Genomic DNA, 18255 nt, shown 5'->3' with positions numbered 1-18255 from the left:
CGGTGACGACACCCCGCACCGACCCTGCCGGAGCCCAGCAGAGCGACCGCGAACGCGCGCTCTCCTGGCTCCGGCAGGTGTCGGGCGAACTCTCGACCGCGACGATCAAGCGCCTCGAGGACACCCTGCCGTGGTACAGCGAGATGCCGCCGGGGCGTCGCTCCGCCGTCGGTCTGGTCGCCCAGGCCGGCATCACCTCGTTCATCAGCTGGCTCGAGGGCACCGCGTCGACGCCGTGGATCGCGGCGGCCGACGTCTTCGGCTCGGCACCGCGTGAGCTCCTCCGCTCGGTGAGCCTGCAGCAGACCCTGCAGCTCATCCGCGTCGTGGTCACCGTGGTCGAGGAACGCGCCGCCGACGACGAGATGCTGCAGGAGGCGATCCTCAAGTACTCGCGGGACATCGCCTTCGCCGCCGCCGACGTCTACGCCCGGGCGGCCGAGGCCCGCGGGCTGTGGGACGCCCGGCTCGAGGCGCTCGTGGTCGACTCGATCCTGTCCGGCGAGTACGACGACGAACTGCCGTCCCGCATCGCCGCCCTCGGGTGGCACGGCCACGGCGAGGTCGCGGTGCTCGTCGGCACCGCGCCGAAGCAGCTCGAGGTCGACCAGGTCCGACGCACCGCACGCCACCTGGACGCCGACGTGCTCGTCGGGGTGCAGGGCTCGCGGCTCGTCGTCGTGATCGGCCGGGCCACCCCGCGCGACGACGTGCCCGAGGGTGAGGAGCCCGTCTCCTTCACGACCATCGCGCAGGCCCTCGAACCGCTGTTCGGTGAGGGCCACCTCGTGCTCGGCAACGAGGTCCCCGGTGTCGTCGACGCGTCGACGAGCGCCAAGGCCGCCCTGGCCGGCTTCGCCGTGGCACGGGCGTGGCGCGGGGTGCCGCGTCCGGCCCTCGCCGACGACCTGCTGCCGGAACGTGCACTGGCCGGCGACCCGCTCGCCCGTTCCGCCCTCGTGCAGCGCATCTACGTCCCGCTCAAGGACCAGTCGACCGAGCTCCTGCAGACCCTGTGGTGCTACCTCGACACCGGTCGGTCGCTCGAGGCCACCGCCCGTGAGCTCTTCGTGCACCCGAACACGGTGCGATACCGCCTGCGGCGCGTGGCCGACATCATCGGGTGGGACGCCACGCACGCCCGCGACGCCCTCATCGTGCAGTCCGCCCTGATCCTGGGTGCGATGTCCGAGTCGGCCGCCGGTCGCCGGCGCACCGCGCCGCGCCGCTGAACAGGACCGCTGCGCCGGACCGCCGCGCTGGACTGCACCGGTGCGCCGGACTGAGGATCACCACAACGTCCCGCGGGGTTTCGTGTCGGATGTCCACACGAGCCCCGCGGGCCATCGGCGACAGGATTGTCCGGTGATCGTCGTCGTCGCGCCCGGACAGGGCTCCCAGACCCCCGGCTTCCTCGCCCCCTGGCTCGAGGACGCCGCCGTCCGTGAACGAGTGGGCCAGTGGTCCGAGTCCATCGGGGTGGACCTCGCCGCGCACGGCACGACCTCCGACGCGGACACCATCAAGGACACCGCGCTCGCCCAGCCCCTCATCGTCGCCGCCGGTCTCGTCACCGCCGACGCGCTGCTCGCCGACGGTCGTCGCGGACTGGTCGGCGGTGTCGCCGGACACTCGGTCGGCGAGTTCACCGCCGCCGCCGTCGCCGGCGTGCTCGAGCCGACCGACGCGGTCGCCCTCGTCGCCGCACGCGGGCGGGCGATGGCCGACGCCGCGGCCCTCGAGCCGACGTCGATGGCCGCCGTGCTCGGCGGGGACGCCGACGCCGTCGCCGCCGCCCTCGACGCACACGGGCTCGTCCCCGCGAACCACAACGGTGGCGGTCAGACCGTCGTCGCCGGCGCCGCCGACGCCATCGCCGCCCTCGCCGCCGACCCGCCCGCGCGGGCCCGCGTCGTGCCGCTCGCCGTCGCCGGGGCGTTCCACACCCGGTACATGACCTCCGCCGTCGCCCGCGTCGCCCCGGTGGCCGCAGCCGCCACCGTGCACGACCCGACGCTGCCGATCTGGACGAACGCCGACGGCTCGCGCGTCGACGACGGCCGCCGCTTCGTCGACCTCATGGTGCAGCAGATCGCGAACCCGGTGCACTGGGACGCCGTCATGGAGTCGTTCGCCGCCGCCGGCGTGACCGGCATCGTCGAGCTCGCCCCCGCCGGGGCCCTCGTCGGCCTCGCGAAGCGCGGCCTGCGCGGCACGCCGACCGTCGCGATCAAGACCCCCGACGACCTGCCCGCCGCGATCGACCTGCTGCAGCAGGCGGCCGACGAGACCGGATCCACCCAGGAAGCAGACGCAACCGCATGACCGACGTGACCGACCCGACCGACGCCACCACGGGCCTCCCGTCCGGAACCGCGGGCACGACCGGCGCCGCACCGACCGGGCGACCGCTCCTGCAGCAGCGCCGCGGCCACGAGTACACCCGCATCCTCGCCTTCGGCGCGGCCCGCGGCGAGAACGTCGTGCCGAACGACGACCTCGTCGGACCGATCGACTCGTCCGACGAGTGGATCCGCCAGCGCACCGGCATCATCACGCGCAAGCGCGCGGGGCGCGACGTCGAGGCAGTCGACCTGGCCGAGACCGCCGCGCGCGAGGCCATCGAGAAGGCCGGGCTGCGCCCCGAGCAGATCGGCGTGATCCTCGTCAGCACGGTGTCGCACACGGTGGCGACCCCGTCGCTCGCGTCGCTGCTCGCCGAACGCATCGGCGCGACGCCGGCCGCGGCCTACGACATCAGCGCCGCGTGCGCGGGGTACGCCTACGGCATCGCCCAGGCCGACTCGTTCGTGAAGTCCGGCATCGCCGACCACGTGCTCGTCGTCGGCGCCGAGAAGCTCAGCGACCTCGTCGACCCGACCGACCGCTCCATCTCGTTCCTGCTCGGCGACGGCGCCGGTGCGGCGGTCGTCGGCCCGAGCGACTTCCCCGGCATCGCGCCGACGATCTGGGGTTCCGACGGCTCCAAGTGGGACGCCATCGGCATGACGGCCACCTACAACGAGTGGGAGGCCGGCGCACCCCGCCCGACCATGCGCCAGGCCGGCCAGACGGTGTTCCGCTGGGCGGTGTGGGAGATGGTCAAGGTCGCCCGACAGGCGCTCGAGACCGCCGGCGTCACCGCGGCCGACCTCGCCGCGTTCGTCCCGCACCAGGCGAACATCCGCATCATCGACGAGTTCGCCAAGCAGCTCGGCCTGCCCGAGTCCGTGATGATCGCCCGCGACATCACCACCACCGGCAACACCTCCGCCGCGAGCATCCCGCTCGCCACACACCGCCTGCTCGACGAGCACCCCGAGCTGTCGGGCGGTCTCGCCCTGCAGATCGGCTTCGGCGCCGGCCTGGTGTTCGGCGCGCAGGTGGTCGTCCTCCCCTAGCCCATCCATCCGGTCGCCCGGCAGCACCACCGCCGACGCGACCAGGTCGCCCCGGCAGCACCACCGCCGATGCGACCAGGTCGCTCCGGCACCGCGGGAGCGACCACCCGATCAGCCTCCGGGCGCGAGTGCCACTCGTGCCCTAGGCTGGTCCACGGTCAAACGACACCCCCCAAGGAGAAACTCATGGCCCTGTCCAACGAAGAAGTCCTCGCCGGCCTGGCCGAGCTGATCAACGACGAGACCGGTATCGCCACCGACACCGTCGCCGCCGACAAGTCCTTCACGGACGACCTCGACATCGACTCGATCTCGATGATGACCATCGTCGTGAACGCCGAGGAGAAGTTCGACGTGAAGATCCCCGACGAAGAGGTCAAGAACCTCAAGACCGTGGGCAACGCGGTCGACTACATCGTCAAGGCCCAGGCCTGACACGAGCTTCCTGAGCGCCGCGGCCCGCGGGTCCCCCTCGGCCGCGGCGCTCATCTCGTTCACCCCAACGAAAGAACCCGTCGTTCATGACCAAGAAGACCGTCGTCGTCACCGGCATCGGTGCGATCTCACCGCTCGCAGCGACCGCCCCGGAGACGTGGGAAGCGCTGCTCGCCGGCAAGTCCGGCATCACCCGCATCGAGGACCCGCGCTACGCCGAGCTCGAACTCCCCGTCGAGTTCGCCGGTCAGGCACGTCGGTTCCTCACCGACCAGCTCACCCGTCCGGAGTCGAAGCGCCTCGACCCGTCGTCGCAGCTGTCGCTCGTCGCCGCACGTGAGGCCTGGGCCGACGCCGGCATCGACGCCGAGTCCGTCGTCCCCGAGCGCCTCATCGTCGACTGGGCGACCGGCATCGGGGGCGTGAACACCCTGCTCGACGCGTGGGACACCCTGCGCGAGAAGGGCCCGCGCCGCGTCCTGCCGATGACGGTCCCGATGCTCATGGCGAACGGCCCCGCCGCCGCCATCGAGATGGAGTTCGGTGCCCGAGGTGGCGCCCGCACCTACCTGTCGGCGTGCGCGTCCTCCACCGAGTCCCTGGCCGAGGCGTACCGCCACGTCGCCGACGGCGACGCGGACATCGTCATCACCGGTGGCGCCGAGGCCGCCCTGCACCCGCTGCCCCTCGCGGCCTTCGCGGCCATGCAGGCCCTGTCGCGCCGCAACGACTCCCCCGAGACCGCGTCGCGTCCGTACGACGTCACGCGTGACGGCTTCGTGCTCGGCGACGGCGCAGCAGCGCTCATCCTCGAGTCGAAGGAGCACGCCGAGGCACGCGGCGCCACGATCTACGCCGAAGTCGCCGGAGCCGGCATCACCTCCGACGCCTTCCACATCACCGCGCCGGACCCCGAGGGCAGCGCCGCCGCCCGCGCCGTCATCACCGCGCTCGAACACGCCGGCGCGAGCCGCGAGGACGTCGTCCACGTCAACGCGCACGCCACCTCCACCCCGGTCGGTGACGTCGCCGAGTACCACGCGATGCGCCGGGTCTTCGGCGACCACCTCGACGACGTCGTCGTGTCGGCCACCAAGGCCTCGACCGGGCACCTGCTCGGTGGCGCCGGTGCGATCGAGGCGGTCTTCACCGTCCTCGCGCTGCACGAGCGCGTCGCCCCGCCGACGATCAACCTGAACGACCAGGACCCGGAGATCGTCATGGACGTCGCGCGCGAGCCCCGGCCGCTCCCGTCCGGCGACCTGCTCGCGGTGAGCAACTCGTTCGGCTTCGGTGGGCACAACGCCGTGGTCGCGTTCCGCAGCGTCTGATCCGTCACACCCGGCCAGGAGGCCCGCCCCGCGTCGTCGGGGCGGGCCTCCTGTCGTTCCCGGGCCGGGTCGGCGCGGGCGTCGGCGGTGGGTGGTGGGTGCCGAGTGGTGGGTGCCGCGAAAGCGACAGGTGCACGCGAACTGTTCGCCGAAGACTGTCGCTTCCGCGAGCAAGACGGCGGCGGCGGCTCGGGAACGAGCCTCGACGAGCGCTGCGGACCGCGCCCGGAGCCGGACGCCGTGGGTGCCGCAGAAGCGACACTGCTCCCGGTCCCGACGGCGACGGTGCCGTCAGAGCGACAGGCTCCCGCGAACTGTTCGCCGAAGACTGTCGCTTCCGCGAGCAAGACGGCGGCGGCTCGGGAACGAACCTCGACGAGCACTGCAGACCGCGGTTCCGGGAGGACGCCGTCGGTGTGCCGCAGAAGCGACACTGCTCCCGGTCCTGACGGCGCCGGTGCCGTCAGAGCGACAGGTGCACGCGAACTGTTCGCCGAAGACTGTCGCTATCGCGAGCAAGACGGCGGCGGCGGCTCGGGTACCAACCTCGACGAACGCTGCGGACCGCGCCCGGAGCCGCACGCCGTCGGTACCGCAGAAGCGACACTGCTCCCGGTCCCGACGGCGACGGTGCCGTCAAAGCGACAGGTGCACGCGAACTGTTCGGCGAAGACTGTCGCTTTTGCGAGACCGGACGAGACCGGACGCCAGACCGAACACGACCGAACGGGACCAGCCCGCGGTCAGCCGACCCGGTGCAGCCAGACGACGGGGTTCCCCTCGGCGGCGTGGCGGAAGGGCTCGAGCTCGTCGTCCCAGGCCTGGCCGAGCGCCAGCCGGAGTTCGCGGTGGAGTTCGAGGGCGTTGCTGCCGGCGACCTCCATGGCGTAGCGGACGCGGTCCTCGGGGATGACCATGTTGCCCGTGACGTCGGTCTGGGCGTAGAACACCCCGAGGTCGGGCGTGTGCATCCACCGACCGCCGTCCGATGTGTCGGTCGGTTCCTCGGTGACCTCGTACCGCAGGTGCTCCCACCCGCGCAGCGCCGAGGCGATCGCGGCACCCGCGCCGACCGCACCGGACCACGTGAACTCCGTGCGACGGGCGCCGTCCTGCGCCGGCTGGTCGAGCCACGAGAAGTTCACGGCACGGTTCATGGCGCGACCTGCTGCCCATTCGACGTGCGGGCAGAGCGCGCGTGGTGCGGAGTGCACGTAGAGCACCCCGGTCGTCGTTCCGTTCACGGTTCCTCCGATACGTCAGGTGCGACTTCCCCATCGACCTGCTGTGTGGAGGATCCGTGGGCCGAGCGGCCGCGGAACCATCGGTATCCGATTGTGATGTCCGAGAAGGACACGCCCATTATGCAGCGTCCCCGCTGGGAACGGCAAGGACCGCAGCGACCCTAACCGACCGGTGCGCGACGACACCGCCGCCGTCAGTGCAGGACGGCGCCGTCCGCGTCGACGGGGTGGCGCTCCCCCGCGGCGATCGGCACCGGCACGCGGTTCTCGGGCGGCGGGATCGGGCAGGCGAACTGGTACGAGAACGCGCACGGGGGCAGGACGAGCAGGTTCCAGTCGAGCTCCACCGACGCGGCGTGCCCCGGGTCGTCGAGGTACAGGAACCGACCCATCGAGTACGAGCTGCCGGGGTCGTCCTCGGGCAGGGCGCTCGTGGCGTCCTGCACGATGAGCTGCAGGCGGGCAGCGCCGCGGAACGCGGCCGACCGGACCGCGACGAACCGCACGGTCGTCGTGCCGAAGGCCGTCTCGACGTGCCCGGCGACCGGGAGCGCGTCGCCGGCTGCGTCGAGGACGCTGCCCCGGGCCTCCTGGTCGTCGCCGTCGTCGACCGGCACGTAGCTGCCGGTGGTGACCACGTCGTCGGACCGCGCGAACCGGGCGATGCCGGCGAAGCGGCCGATCGGCTCGGCGCGCGGGTCCCAGACGCGCAGCGTGGACCCGGAGACCGTGCCGGCCATCCCGTCGGGGAAGGCGACCTCGGACGGGACGACCGCGGTGTCGCCCGCGACGAGCACGGTGCCGTCGACCGGGACCCCGTCGACCACGACGCCGTCGTCCGCCGTGGCCGTGACCGTCAGGCCGCCGGACGCGGGCGCCCAGGTGCCCGGCACCGGCCAGACCGGCTGCGGCAGGTCGACGCGCTGCGCGTTGACGAGCGCGAGCGGGCCGCGCGGACCGCGCGCCCACCGGTCGCGACCGGCGACGTGCTCGCTGAACGCGGCGTCGGTGGTGCCGGTCATGCCAGTTCCTGCCGCGGGTAGATGACCTTCTGCACGATGATGATCACCGACGCGGCGACGGGCAGGGCGACGAGGGCGCCGAGTACGCCGCCGATCGTGCCGCCGGCGACCGCGGCGATGACCACGAGGGCGCCGGGGACCTGCACCGCGCGGGACATGATGCGCGGCGAGATGAGGTAGGCCTCGACCTGCATGTACACGAGGTAGTAGACCGCTGCGGCGAGGGCCGTCACCGGTGAGGCGAACAGGCAGAGCACCGAGATGACGACGGCGGCGCTCAGGGTGCCGACGAGCGGGATGAGCGAGCCGAGGAACGCGAACGAGGCGAGCAGCACCGGCAGCGGCGCGCCGATGATGAGCAGCCAGCCGAGGCTGAGCACGCCGTTGATGAGCGCCTGCGAGACCTGCCCGACGACGTAGCGGCCGACCGCCTGGGTGATCTGCTCGCTCACGTCGATGAAGTTCTCGCGTCGCGACGCCGGCACGAACCGGTAAGCGGCCCGCTTCATGCCGCGCATCGAGGCCAGGAAGTACAGCATGAGGATGAGCACGATCAGCGCGCCGGTCACCCCGGACAGGATGCCGCTGCCGACGGCGAGGATCCCGCCACCGACGCTGAGCAGGTTGCCCGGGTTCTCGACGAAGGTCTGCGCCGAGTCGAGGGCGTGGTCGATGTCGAAGGACCCGGCGAGCTGCTTCGACAGGTCCTGCACCCACTGCTGCTTCGAGATGTCGTCGACGATCTCGGGGAAGTTCTGGATCAGGTTCGTCGCCTGCTCGACGAGGATCGGGACGACCGCGAGAACGACCCCGGCGAACGCGGCGAGCACGCCGACGACGACGATCGTGATCGCCGCCCAGCGCGGGATGACCCGCTCGAGGAACGAGACGAGCGGGTCGATGCCGAGCGCGAGGAAGAGGGCGACGCCGATGTAGACGAGCACCGTGCTCAGCTCGTGGATGATCGAGCCCGCGAGCAGCGCGACGAGCACGCCGATCGCGCCCATGAACCCGAGGCGGAAGGCGTTCACGCGCACGCCGGTGCCACCTCGCGTCACCTCGAAGGTGACGTTCGGTGTGGGGCCGACGCCGTCGGGGTCGTCATCGCGCTTGCGTTTCAACTGCACGTGGGGCGGGCGGGACTTGAACCCGCGGATCGTTCGGTTATGAGCCGACTGCCTTGACCAGCTTGGCTACCGCCCCCGGAAGCCGTCAGGCCACCGTTTCCCCACGATACAGCGCCTCGAAGGTCGAGAGCGTGCGGTTGATGTCGTGTGCCTCGATCATCGCGAGGCTGCGGTCACGCATGGCGGTGTAGTCGGCGTCCGACGCGGTGAGCACGGCCTCGAGCTTGGCGGCGAGGTCGTGCTCGTCGCCCGGGGCGAACAGGTACCCGTTGCCGTCGATGAGGTGCGGCAGCGCCATCGAGTCGGCCGCGACCACCGGCAGCCCGGAGGCCATGCCCTCGAGCGACGAGATGCTCTGCAGCTCGGCGGTCGACGGCATCGCGAAGACGGTGGCGTTCGTCAGGGCGGTGCGCTTGTCCTCGTCGGAGACGAACCCGAGGAACCGGACCCGGTCCTCGAGGCCGAGCTCCTTCGCCAGTGCCGTGAGCTTCGGGATCATCTCGCCGTCGCCGACGATCGACAGCGTGGCGCCGAGCGAGCCGGGCAGCAGCGCCATCGCGCGCACCAGGACGTCGAGGTTCTTCTCCGGCGCGACCCGGCCGACGAAGACGACGTCGTTGCCCGGCGGGCGTCCCGGACGGGCGACGTAGCGGGTCGCGTCGATGCCGCAGGAGATCGCGAGCACCTGCTGGCCGGCGATGGCCCGGCGCAGGTAGTCGGCGGCCAGGTTCGTCGGGGTCGTGATGGTGTCGGCCTGGCGGTAGGTCTTCGCTGCGTCGTTCCAGGCGATCTTCAACGCGATCGGCAGGGTCCACTTGCCGAACGGCGTGTACTCGAGCAGGTTCTCGGGCATGAAGTGGTTCGTGGCGACGACGCGGATGCCGCGCTCCTTCGCCTCGTGCACGATGCCGCGGCCGATGACGACGTGCGACTGGATGTGCAGGACGTCGGGCCGCACGGCGTCGAGGATCGGGCCGGTCCACTTGCGGACGCTCCACGGCCAGACGAAGCGGAGCCAGGCGTGCAGCGGCCACTTGTAGGACTTCAGGCGGTGGACGACGAGGGTCACGCCCTGGTGCTCCTCGTCGAAGGTGCCGTGGTGGCTGCTCGACGCCGGGGCGACGACGTGGACCTCGTGCCCGCGCTCGGCGAGTCCGACGGCGAGCTGCTCGGCGAACGTCGCCGCGCCGTTGACGTCGGGCGGGAACGTGTCGGCGGCGATCATGACGCGCAGGCGGCGGGTGTCGCCGGTCGCGTCCGTCGGTCCGGGGGCGGCGGTGGTGGCGTCTCCTGACACGGCGGGCGTCGTCCTCTCATGGGGGAAGCGGGTCGGTCTGGAACGCTAGCGCACCAGGATCGACGCCCGCGTCAGCCGCGCGGCGGATGCGGGCGTCACGGAGCACGCACCTCGGCGACGGGGCACGCGGCCCCGCGGGTCAGCGCCGGGCTTCCGGGTGGTGCTTCGCGAGCAGGAACACCCCGGTGATCGCGATGGCCGCCGCGACGACGAACCCGGCGACGGCGAACCACGGCGCCCCGGCGGCCTCGTCGAGCACGACGACGCCGATGCCGACCGCGACGATCGGGTCGATGACGGTGAGGCCCGCGATGACGAGGTCGGCAGACCCGCTCGAGTAGGCGTTCTGCACGAAGTACCCGCCGAGCGACGCCGCGACGACCACGCCGACGATGGCGAGCACCGTCAGCCAGTCGAACGTGCCGTTCACGAACCGGTTCAGCACGACCTTCGCCAGGGTGGCCACGAACCCGTAGAGGACCCCGGCCCCGGCGATGTAGTAGAGCGCGTTGCGGTGCTTCGCCACGAGGCGGAAGGTCGCCAGCACGAGGACGAGCACGACGGCGAGCACCACCAGGACGGTGACGAGCTGCTGCCGGGTGATGGCGCTCTCGTGCCCGACGAAGGCGGCGATGCCGACGAAGATGCCGACGCCGATGATGCAGGTCCAGACCGCGCGCCGTGCCGCCTGCCCGAGCGGGACCCCGGACGACCGCGAGGAGAACCACGTCGTGATGACGAGGGCGACCGCGCCGAGCGGCTGCACGACGATGAGCGGTGCGTTCGTGATGCTGACGAGCTGCAGGACGACGGCGATGCCGAGCATGAGGGTGCCGAGGACCCAGTAGCCGCTCGACAGCAGCCCGACGACGTGCCGGACGCTCAGGCCCTTCGACTGCCGACCGAGGCGCGCCTCGACCCGCTGCACCCCGCGGCTCTGGAACTGGGCGCCGAGCGACAGGAAGACCGCGCCGATCAGGGCGACGGGGATCATGAGCGCCTGGAAGGGGGTCAGGTTGTTGACCGCATCCGGCAGCTGGAGGTCCGTCGTCACGCGTCGAGGCTACCGTCCGCCGCCGGATAACCTGGGTGAATGGCCGTTCTCCCGATCCGCATCACCGGCGAACCCGTCCTGCACGAGCGTGCAGCCGAGGTCACCGCGTTCGATGACGACCTCCGCACGCTCGTCGCCGACATGTACGAGACGATGGACCTGGCCCCCGGTGTCGGCCTGGCCGGCCCGCAGGTCGGCGTCGGCAAGCGCCTCTTCGTGTACTCGTACACCGACGACGACGAGGTCCTGCACCGCGGCGTCGCCGTCAACCCCGTGCTGTGGACGACGCCCCCCGTCCCCGAGTCCGTCGAGGAGCTCGACGAGGACGACGAGTCCGAGGGCTGCCTGTCGATCCCGGGCGAGCGCTTCCCGCTGCGCCGGTCCGAGGGCGCCCTGCTGCGTGCGGTCGACGAGCACGGCGAGCCGTTCGAGGTCGAGGCCCACGGCTGGCTCGCGCGCATCTTCCAGCACGAGTACGACCACCTCGACGGCTGGCTGTACGCCGACCGCCTCGTGCACCCGTACGGCAAGCAGGTCGCGAAGGCGATCCGCAAGAGCAGCTGGGGCGGCCCCGGCCAGTCGTGGCTGCCCGGTCGCGACCACCCCGAGGGCTGACGCCCGCTCGAGCACCCGACGGGCGACCGGGAGGCCCGGCTCAGCCCCGGTACGTGATGAGCGCGTCCCGCAGTTGGTCGGTCTCCGGGTGCCCGGGGCAGTACCGCAGGAGCGCTGCGGCGAGCTGCGCCCCGCGCCGCGTGGTCACCGCGGTCGTCCACGGTGCGGTGCCGGTGTCCGCGCACGTCGCGGCCAGCTCGACGAGGGTCGCGGCCCCGCCCGCGGCACGCACCGCCGCCTGCTGCTGCTCCGAGGGCACCGCTCCGGTGAGCCGGTGCGCCGTGCACGACGAGCGCTCGGCCTCCCACACCGCGGAGTAGGTCGTGTAGCGCTCGCGGTCGCCGCCGTCGTCGCACTCGAAGGCGAACACGACGGGTGATGCGCCGTCGCTGACGACGCTCTCGGAGCCGGTCGGCCCCTCGGTCGGATCGGCGTCGGCTCCCTGCCCGCTGCAGGCCGCGAGGACCGTCACGAGCAGCACGCCGAGGAGCGCGGCACGGGGCGGACGGGATCGGAGCACCTGAGAACGCTAACAGCAACACGCCGACAGGACCCGCACGGTCGGTCCTGCCATGATTGACGGAGCCCTGCGCCCTGGAGGTCGTCATCCCCCGTCTGCACTCCCGTCCGCTGCGCGGCACCGCCTTCGTCGTGGTCGCCGCCGCAGCGCTGTTCGTCGCGTTCTGGCACCTGGGGCGCGCCACGATCGTGAACGACGAGTTCATCTACCTGCGGGCGAGCTGGGCCTACGTGCACGGCGACTTCTCGCTCAACCTCGAGCACCCGCCGACCGCGAAGTACCTCTACGGCATCGCGCAGCTCCTCGTCGGTCAGGGCCCGCTCGGTCCGCGGCTCGTGGCCGCGGTCGCGATGCTCGCCACCGGTGCGGTGCTGTTCGTCTGGCTCCGGCGCGAAGTCGGGTTCTGGACCGGGCTGCTCGCCGCGGGCGCCTGGTGGCTGACCCCGCGTGCCGCCGGGGCCACCTGGGCCGACGCCGGGTCGGTGATCGGCGCTCGAATCGACCGGTTCGCGATGCTCGAACCGCTCATGGTGTTCTTCGCGGTGGCGTCGCTCGCGGCCGCCTGGCGCTGGATGCGGACCGGCAACCGCTGGTGGGTCGCCGCGGCCGGGGCCCTGCTCGCGTTGTCAGTCACCTCGAAGGTCTCCACGGCGGTCCTGGTCCTCGCGATCGGGGCGCTGCCGCTGCTGGCGCGTCGCTGGAAGGACCTCGGGGTCGGGGCGCTCTGGGGCGGCGTGCCGTTCGTCGTCGTGTTCGTCCTGCTCTACCTGCCGGTCGGGCTGTTCTCCGCGATCGGGCACATGCTCGCCTTCCAGGCGCAGCAGAACGCGCACGGCCACCCGACGACGATCCTCGGGACCGTGTTCGAGCGCGCGCCGTGGTGGGCGAACTTCGCGTTCCTGTTCGCCGGGACCGGCTGGTTGCTCCTCGGCCTGCTCGTGGTCGGGGTCGTCTGCGCGCTCGCCGTCCGCCCCGACCGGCTCGTGGCCTACCTCGGCATCGCCCTCGGCGTGTTCCTCGTGTTCTACGTCGTCGTCGCGAACGTGTCGCTCCCCTACTACTACGACGCGTGGATGCCGCTCGTCATCGCCCTCGCGGCGATCGGGTACGCGCGCCTGGCGTCGGTGCGACCGCCGCTCGGTCGCGTGGCGGCACTCGTGCTCGTCGCCGGGCTGCTCGTCCCGGTGGGGCGGCTCGGGGTCGCCGTGGCCGAGACCCGGCCGAGCGGGATCGCCCTGCTGACCGACGCGCTGACCGTCCGGGGGCACGGCACCGAGGGCGTCCTGTTCAGCCGCTTCAGCGCGAACACGTGGCGCATCTACTTCGGGGACCGCGGCTCGATGCGACCGGAGAACGGCCCGTTCGACGCCGTGGTGGTCGGCTCGGACACGCGCCGGACGATGCCCGCGCAGGTGCGGACGTTCCTCGACGAGCACGCCGACGAGCTCGAGCACTTCCGGCTCGACTACCTCGACGTCTACGTGCCGGAGCAGGGCACGATCGTCGACAACAACGTCGACGGCACCCTGAGCATCGAGCGCTGACGGACCACCGTCCCGGCGTGCGGGGGCGCACTCAGCCCGTGGGACCGCTGACGGTCACGACCACGGGGACCTCGAGCCGGCCGCCGAGCCGTGCGTCGGTCTGCAGTCGGCACCGCACGCTCGTCTCGCCGACGGCGGCGGTCACCACCCGGTCGGTGCAGCGCGGTGCGGTCACCCCCGTCGGCAGCGCGAGGCGCAGGACGGTGCGGACCGGCCGACCGTCGGGGCTCCGGAGTGCGATCGGCGGGGGGTCCAGGAGCGTGTCGGGGGCGTCGAGGGACTCGATCCGTGCACCGGACAGGTCCGCGCCGTCGAGCTCGGCCCCGTCGAGCCGCGCGGACGACAGGTCCGCGGCGGACAGCCGGGCGTCGCGGAGGTCGGCGGCGCGCAGGTCGGCCGCGTGCAGGTCGGCGCCGCGCAGGTCCGCCCCGCGCAGGTCGGCCCGGCGCAGGTCCGCGCCGTAGAGCACGGCGTCCGACAGGTCGGCGGCGCGCAGGTCGACCCGCTCGAGCTGCGCGAGCCGCAGGTCCGCGGCGGCCAGGTCGACGCCGGACAGCCGCGCCGCCGGACAGGACGTCGCGACCTCGGGGCCCGGGGCGGAGACGACGGCGCAGCCGTCGACCTCGTGCACGCTGCCGCCGTCGCTGCCCGGCCGCAGGAACGCCGCGACCCCGATCGCCGCGACGAAGGCGACGGACGCGATCCCGACGACCACGCCCCGCACACGCGGGCGCCCGGTCACGGGTCGACCCCGGTCAACCAGTGCGGCAGCACCTCGAGCGCCCACCCGGAGTACCAGGCGGCCGAGCGTGCCGACGGGAAGAACGCGCTCACCGGGTTGTACAGGACGAAGAGCGCCGCGAGCACGACGCCGACCACGACCGTGAGCACCACCCGTGCCCGTCGCGGCAGGCGGCGCAGCCACGAGTGGACACCGACGAGCACGACGGCGACCGCGAGCGGCATCGCGGGCAGCAGGTAGCGCCCGGAGAACGCGTACGTCTGCCCGAGGTTCACCATCGTCGCGGCGTTGAAGCAGAGGACCGCGAACACGTAGGTGCCGGCGACGGCCGCGCACCACGCGAGCGCCGGGTTCGCGAGCACGCGTCGCAGCTGGGTGGCGGCGACCACGGCCGCGACGAGGACGGCCACGGCGCCGGCGAGCACGACCGCGGGCTCCGGCTGCCACGGCAGCGACGCACCCCAGAAGAAGAAGAGCGACTTGAAGTACGTGGCGACCCACGAGCCGAGGAACGCGACCGGGTCGAACGGCGGGAGCGTGCCGGCCACCTCGGCGAGCTCGTGCGCCCTCGTCGCCGCGTAGTTGCGCCGGAAGATCGCGTAGTCCATGCAGTCCGCGCGCGTGTGCAGCGCGGTGCAGGACGGGTTCACCGCGTGGAACTGCAGCAGGTTCACCCCGAAGCGCTCGACGGCGAGGGCTGCCAGCACACCGCCGACCACGACGAGGGTCGCCGTCGCCCACGGCCGCTCCCGCGCGCCGCGGACGGTGCGTGCCACCGGCTGCCGCAGCCAGGTCCAGCCGTCCGCCCGGTAGCGCAGCAGCACCGCGAAGAACCCGCCGGCGAGCACGAAGGGTGCCTGCGAGTACTTCAGGAGCAGCGCGGCGAGGGCGGCGACGACGAGCCAGCCGAGGGTGCGCAGCCCGCCGCCGCGGACGAACCGGACGGCCACGGCGGCGAACACGAACAGCGCGGCCATCGCCGGACCGTCGTAGCTGACGGTCGCCGCCTGCCAGGCGAACCGGCCGGTGAAGGCGGTCGCGACGACGGCGAGCAGCCCGATCGACGTCGGGACACCGGCGCCGCGGAACAGCGACCGGAGCGCGACGAGCCCGAGGGCCGTCCACAGCACGTCGACGGCCCGGAGTACGACGACCACCTGTTCGTACCCCAGGCCGAGGCCGAGCGCGACCCGTGCCGGGAACGACATGAGGTAGTGGTACAGGTACAGGGGCGAGCGGACGAGTTCGCCCATCCAGAGCTGGGACGTGTCCATCCGGTCGAGGAACGGCCCCGCACCGAGCGGGCGCTCGGCGTAGAGCAGGATGTTCCAGACGTGCCCGCGCTCGTCGGGAGCAGCGGTGGCGTGCACGTGGAAGACCGCGGCGAAGCCGAAGCCCATCAGCACGAAGACGACGAGCACCACGACGAAGGCGGCTCGCGAGGACAGCACCCGGTCGAGGCGGGCGGCGACCCCCGTGCCGGCCCGGCGGCCCGGGCGGGCGTGCAGCGGCACCCGAGTCATTGTCATAGCAAGGGAAATGCTATCGCGGAGTCCGATCGCGCCCCCGAGCGGCGGCGGCGGCGCCGACCGGCCGGAAACCCAGGAGGCCCGGCAACCCAGAAACCCCGGCAACCCAGAAGGCCCCGGGAACGCAGAAGGCCCCCACCCCGAGGGGTGAGGGCCTGTCGCTCCCCGAGTTGGACTCGAACCAACAACCTGCCGGTTAACAGCCGGCTGCTCTGCCAATTGAGCTATCGAGGATCACTGTCCGCTGGCGAATGACGTGCGAACAACGGGTAACAGCATAGCAGTACCGCGAGGCCCACCGCCGCATCGGACACGCCGCCCGGGCGCGCCGCGACCTCGCAGCGGGGCACGGCGGGCCGTTCCGCCGCTCAGTACCCGGCGGCCGGGTCCACCACGCCGACGAACCGGTCCGCGCTCCGGCCGAGGAACGCCGTCGTGTTGAGGCGGATCCGCTCGGCGAGCAGCGGGCCGACCATCTCCGGCGTGTCCGCCTGGTGGGGCGTGATGAGCGCGCCCGGCTCGGACCACAGCGGGTGGTCGTCCGGCAGCGGTTCCGGATCGGTGACGTCGAGACCGGCCGCGGCGATCTCGCCCGCGCGCAGTGCCGCCACGAGGGCGTCGGTGTCGACCAGGCCACCGCGGGCGATGTTCACCAGTCGTGCGCTCGGCTTCATGAGGCCGAACTGCCGCTCCCCCAGGAGCTTCGTCGTGCCCGAGGTCATGGCCGCCGCGACCACGACGACGTCCGCGTCGGGCAGCACCTCGTCGAGGCGGTCGGTCGTCACGGTGCGTGACGCACCCGGCACGGGGTCGGCCGAGCGCCGCACGACGGTCACGTCGACGTCGAACGGGGCCACGAGCCGCAGGTACTCGACGGCGATGCCGCCGGCGCCGATGACGACGACGTTCCGGCCGTAGAGCGAGACGCCCTCGGGCTCGGTGGCCCACGAGGTCGCCCGCGCCCGGCGCTGCAGCACGCGGAGCGTCGCCAGCGTGAGCGCCAGCGCGTGCTCCGCCACCGGCTCGGCGTAGGCGCCCTTGGCCGAGGTGAAGAGCACCCGGTCGCCGTGCTCCTCGATGAGGTGCGCGAAGGCGTCCACGCCGGCGAAGGGCAGCTGCACCCAGCCGATGCCGGGAGCGGTGTCGAGGGCGTCGGCCAGGCCGGCCGGGTCGTGCGCGTCGAGCCAGACGACCCCGCGGGTGTCGGCGTCGAGCGGCGCGACGGTGCCGCCCGCCTCGGTCACGGCGGTGACGTGCAGGTCGGTCGGCTCGGGGAGCACGGCGACGGGGCCGGGGGTCGGGACCTCGACGGGCAGCGCACCGCCGCCGGTCGGCACGACGGCGCGGTGGCCGCGGCTGGACGGGTTCACGGGGTCTCCTGTCGCTCGGCGCGGGGGCCGGTACCGGCGGTGACGGGCGCGTTCGCGGCCGCGACCGGTCGGCGCGGCGCCGACGAGCGGCGCGGTGCGGTGGGTGCTGGACGACGCTTCACGCCGCGCGCGGCCGTCGCGGCCAGGGTGCGGACGTAGGGGTCGACCGGGTTGTCCAGGACCTCGTCGAAGGTGCCGAGCCCGACCAGGCGCGCGTCGGACATCACGGCCACCCGGTCGGCCAGGGCCCGGGCCTCGCGCAGGTCGCTCGACACCACGACGGCCGAGAAGTGCCGGTTCCGCTGCAGGGTCGCGAGGGCCTCGAGCACCGACTGGCGGACGAGCACGTCGACACCGCGGGCCGGTTCGTCGGCGACGAGCAGCTGCGGCTCGAGCACGAGCGCCCGGGCGAGGGCGACGCGCTGGCGCTGCCCGCTCGAGAGCTCCCACGTGTTCAGGCGCATGATGCCGAGCGGCAGGTGCACGGCGTCCACCAGCCGCGCGACGATGAGCCCGGCCTCGCGGCGGTCGAACCGGCGGTCCCTGGCGTAGATCGGCTCGGCGATCGCCTCGCCGACGGTCAGGTCGGGGCTCAACCGATCGGCGCCGTCCTGCGGCAGGTAGCCGATGCGGCCGCTCAGGCGCTCCGCCTTGCGCGAGGACGCGCGCAGGCCGCGGGTCTTCTGTCCGAGCACCGTCAGCTCGCCGCCGACGATGTGCCGGCGCAGGGCCCCCTCGCCCTCGCCGTGGGCGCCGAGTTGACCGGCGATCGCGGCGGCGAAGGTCGACTTGCCCGAGCCGGACTCCCCCAGGAGTGCCAGGATCTCACCCTGGCGGACGGTCAGGCTGACGCCGTCGACCGCCCGGATGGTCTCGGCGCCGCGTCCGCCCCGGTACTCGATCGAGACGTCGTCGGCGACGACCGCCGGTCCGTTGACCGCGATCATGGATCCCCTTCCACGCCGCCCCCTGGCGGCGGTCCGCGACGGGCCGCCACCTGCGGGACCGTCGTGCGTGCTGCGGT

Annotated in this window: 17 protein-coding genes and 2 tRNA genes; 7 read left to right on the top strand and 12 right to left on the bottom strand. The window is 72.8% G+C overall.

Annotation, left to right across the window (positions count from 1 at the left end):
* Nucleotides 1-2: 2 nt before the first annotated feature.
* The 5 genes from BIU94_RS04775 to BIU94_RS04755 all read left to right on the top strand — a co-directional run bounded on the left by BIU94_RS04775 (nucleotide 3) and on the right by BIU94_RS04755 (nucleotide 5167).
* Complete coding sequence (locus BIU94_RS04775) at nucleotides 3-1232, top strand: CdaR family transcriptional regulator (RefSeq protein WP_071254797.1); 1230 nt, start codon at nucleotides 3-5, stop codon at nucleotides 1230-1232.
* 133 nt (nucleotides 1233-1365) lie between these two features.
* Nucleotides 1366-2325 carry an ACP S-malonyltransferase gene (locus BIU94_RS04770; RefSeq protein WP_071254795.1) on the top strand — a complete coding sequence of 320 codons (960 nt, stop codon included), beginning with the start codon at nucleotides 1366-1368 and terminating at the stop codon, nucleotides 2323-2325.
* Nucleotides 2322-3401: a beta-ketoacyl-ACP synthase III gene (locus BIU94_RS04765; RefSeq protein WP_254782929.1), complete on the top strand. Its 1080-nt coding sequence runs from the start codon at nucleotides 2322-2324 to the stop codon at nucleotides 3399-3401. The genes BIU94_RS04770 and BIU94_RS04765 overlap by 4 nt, the downstream gene beginning before the upstream one ends.
* 186 nt (nucleotides 3402-3587) lie before the next feature.
* Entirely contained in the window at nucleotides 3588-3836 is a 249-nt protein-coding gene (locus tag BIU94_RS04760) for an acyl carrier protein (RefSeq protein WP_017886710.1), read from the top strand.
* 86 nt (nucleotides 3837-3922) lie between these two features.
* The gene (locus BIU94_RS04755) at nucleotides 3923-5167 is read left to right on the top strand and encodes a beta-ketoacyl synthase (protein WP_071254792.1); all 1245 of its coding nucleotides are present in this window, start codon (nucleotides 3923-3925) and stop codon (nucleotides 5165-5167) included.
* Between the two features lie 743 nt (nucleotides 5168-5910).
* Here the strand turns inward: BIU94_RS04755 and BIU94_RS04750 are convergent.
* The 6 genes from BIU94_RS04750 to BIU94_RS04725 form a co-directional block, all read right to left on the bottom strand.
* Nucleotides 5911-6411 carry a DUF3145 domain-containing protein gene (locus BIU94_RS04750; protein WP_071254789.1) on the bottom strand — a complete coding sequence of 167 codons (501 nt, stop codon included), beginning with the start codon at nucleotides 6409-6411 and terminating at the stop codon, nucleotides 5911-5913.
* A gap of 194 nt (nucleotides 6412-6605) precedes the next feature.
* A complete protein-coding gene (locus tag BIU94_RS04745; protein ID WP_071254786.1) occupies nucleotides 6606-7433 on the bottom strand; it encodes a DUF1684 domain-containing protein in 828 nt (275 codons plus the stop codon).
* Nucleotides 7430-8560 (bottom strand): AI-2E family transporter, encoded by a 1131-nt coding sequence (locus BIU94_RS04740; RefSeq protein WP_254782930.1) that lies wholly within the window; start codon nucleotides 8558-8560, stop codon nucleotides 7430-7432. Before BIU94_RS04740 ends, BIU94_RS04745 begins: the two co-directional genes overlap by 4 nt.
* Before the next feature lies 1 nt (nucleotide 8561).
* Nucleotides 8562-8636: transfer RNA gene (locus BIU94_RS04735), tRNA-Ile, on the bottom strand.
* A 9-nt stretch (nucleotides 8637-8645) separates the two neighbouring features.
* On the bottom strand, nucleotides 8646-9857 hold the full coding sequence (locus BIU94_RS04730) for a glycosyltransferase (RefSeq protein ID WP_071254780.1): 1212 nt from the start codon (nucleotides 9855-9857) through the stop codon (nucleotides 8646-8648).
* A gap of 139 nt (nucleotides 9858-9996) precedes the next feature.
* On the bottom strand, nucleotides 9997-10911 hold the full coding sequence (locus tag BIU94_RS04725) for a multidrug DMT transporter permease (protein WP_175472191.1): 915 nt from the start codon (nucleotides 10909-10911) through the stop codon (nucleotides 9997-9999).
* A 39-nt stretch (nucleotides 10912-10950) separates the two neighbouring features.
* Between BIU94_RS04725 and def the strand changes: the two genes are divergently transcribed.
* Complete coding sequence (gene def, locus BIU94_RS04720; protein ID WP_071254778.1) at nucleotides 10951-11526, top strand: peptide deformylase; 576 nt, start codon at nucleotides 10951-10953, stop codon at nucleotides 11524-11526.
* A 40-nt stretch (nucleotides 11527-11566) separates the two neighbouring features.
* Here def and BIU94_RS04715 read toward each other — a convergent pair whose 3' ends face one another.
* On the bottom strand, nucleotides 11567-12046 hold the full coding sequence (locus BIU94_RS04715; protein ID WP_071254775.1) for a hypothetical protein: 480 nt from the start codon (nucleotides 12044-12046) through the stop codon (nucleotides 11567-11569).
* A 56-nt stretch (nucleotides 12047-12102) separates the two neighbouring features.
* Here BIU94_RS04715 and BIU94_RS04710 point away from each other — a divergent pair, with 56 nt between their 5' ends.
* Nucleotides 12103-13590 (top strand): glycosyltransferase family 39 protein, encoded by a 1488-nt coding sequence (locus BIU94_RS04710; protein ID WP_071254739.1) that lies wholly within the window; start codon nucleotides 12103-12105, stop codon nucleotides 13588-13590.
* A gap of 31 nt (nucleotides 13591-13621) precedes the next feature.
* Here BIU94_RS04710 and BIU94_RS17985 read toward each other — a convergent pair whose 3' ends face one another.
* The 5 genes from BIU94_RS17985 to BIU94_RS04685 form a co-directional block, all read right to left on the bottom strand.
* Complete coding sequence (locus BIU94_RS17985) at nucleotides 13622-14332, bottom strand: pentapeptide repeat-containing protein (protein ID WP_254784752.1); 711 nt, start codon at nucleotides 14330-14332, stop codon at nucleotides 13622-13624.
* A complete protein-coding gene (locus tag BIU94_RS18070) occupies nucleotides 14329-15861 on the bottom strand; it encodes a hypothetical protein (protein ID WP_139196304.1) in 1533 nt (510 codons plus the stop codon). The genes BIU94_RS17985 and BIU94_RS18070 overlap by 4 nt, the downstream gene beginning before the upstream one ends.
* A 161-nt stretch (nucleotides 15862-16022) precedes the next feature.
* A tRNA-Asn gene (locus BIU94_RS04695) sits at nucleotides 16023-16095 on the bottom strand.
* A 134-nt stretch (nucleotides 16096-16229) separates the two neighbouring features.
* Nucleotides 16230-17231: a D-isomer specific 2-hydroxyacid dehydrogenase family protein gene (locus BIU94_RS04690; protein ID WP_083404583.1), complete on the bottom strand. Its 1002-nt coding sequence runs from the start codon at nucleotides 17229-17231 to the stop codon at nucleotides 16230-16232.
* Entirely contained in the window at nucleotides 17228-18178 is a 951-nt protein-coding gene (locus BIU94_RS04685) for an ATP-binding cassette domain-containing protein (protein ID WP_071254731.1), read from the bottom strand. The genes BIU94_RS04690 and BIU94_RS04685 overlap by 4 nt, the downstream gene beginning before the upstream one ends.
* Nucleotides 18179-18255 lie beyond the last annotated feature (77 nt).

Origin of the sequence: Curtobacterium sp. MMLR14_006, assembly GCF_001864985.1 — a bacterium.
Classification (GTDB): domain Bacteria; phylum Actinomycetota; class Actinomycetes; order Actinomycetales; family Microbacteriaceae; genus Curtobacterium.
Note: the sequence above shows the minus strand (reverse complement) of the source record. Positions and strands in the feature narration are given on the sequence as shown.

Bases quoted from the DNA above. Each gene is read 5' to 3' on its own strand.
- BIU94_RS04765 (WP_254782929.1), top strand. From the start codon at position 2,322: ATGACCGACGTGACCGACCCGACCGACGCCACCACGGGCCTCCCGTCC.
- BIU94_RS04760 (WP_017886710.1), top strand. From the start codon at position 3,588: ATGGCCCTGTCCAACGAAGAAGTCCTCGCCGGCCTGGCCGAGCTGATC.
- BIU94_RS04755 (WP_071254792.1), top strand. From the start codon at position 3,923: ATGACCAAGAAGACCGTCGTCGTCACCGGCATCGGTGCGATCTCACCG.
- BIU94_RS04745 (WP_071254786.1), bottom strand. From the start codon at position 7,433: ATGACCGGCACCACCGACGCCGCGTTCAGCGAGCACGTCGCCGGTCGC.
- def (WP_071254778.1), top strand. From the start codon at position 10,951: ATGGCCGTTCTCCCGATCCGCATCACCGGCGAACCCGTCCTGCACGAG.
- BIU94_RS18070 (WP_139196304.1), bottom strand. From the start codon at position 15,861: ATGACAATGACTCGGGTGCCGCTGCACGCCCGCCCGGGCCGCCGGGCC.
- BIU94_RS04685 (WP_071254731.1), bottom strand. From the start codon at position 18,178: ATGATCGCGGTCAACGGACCGGCGGTCGTCGCCGACGACGTCTCGATC.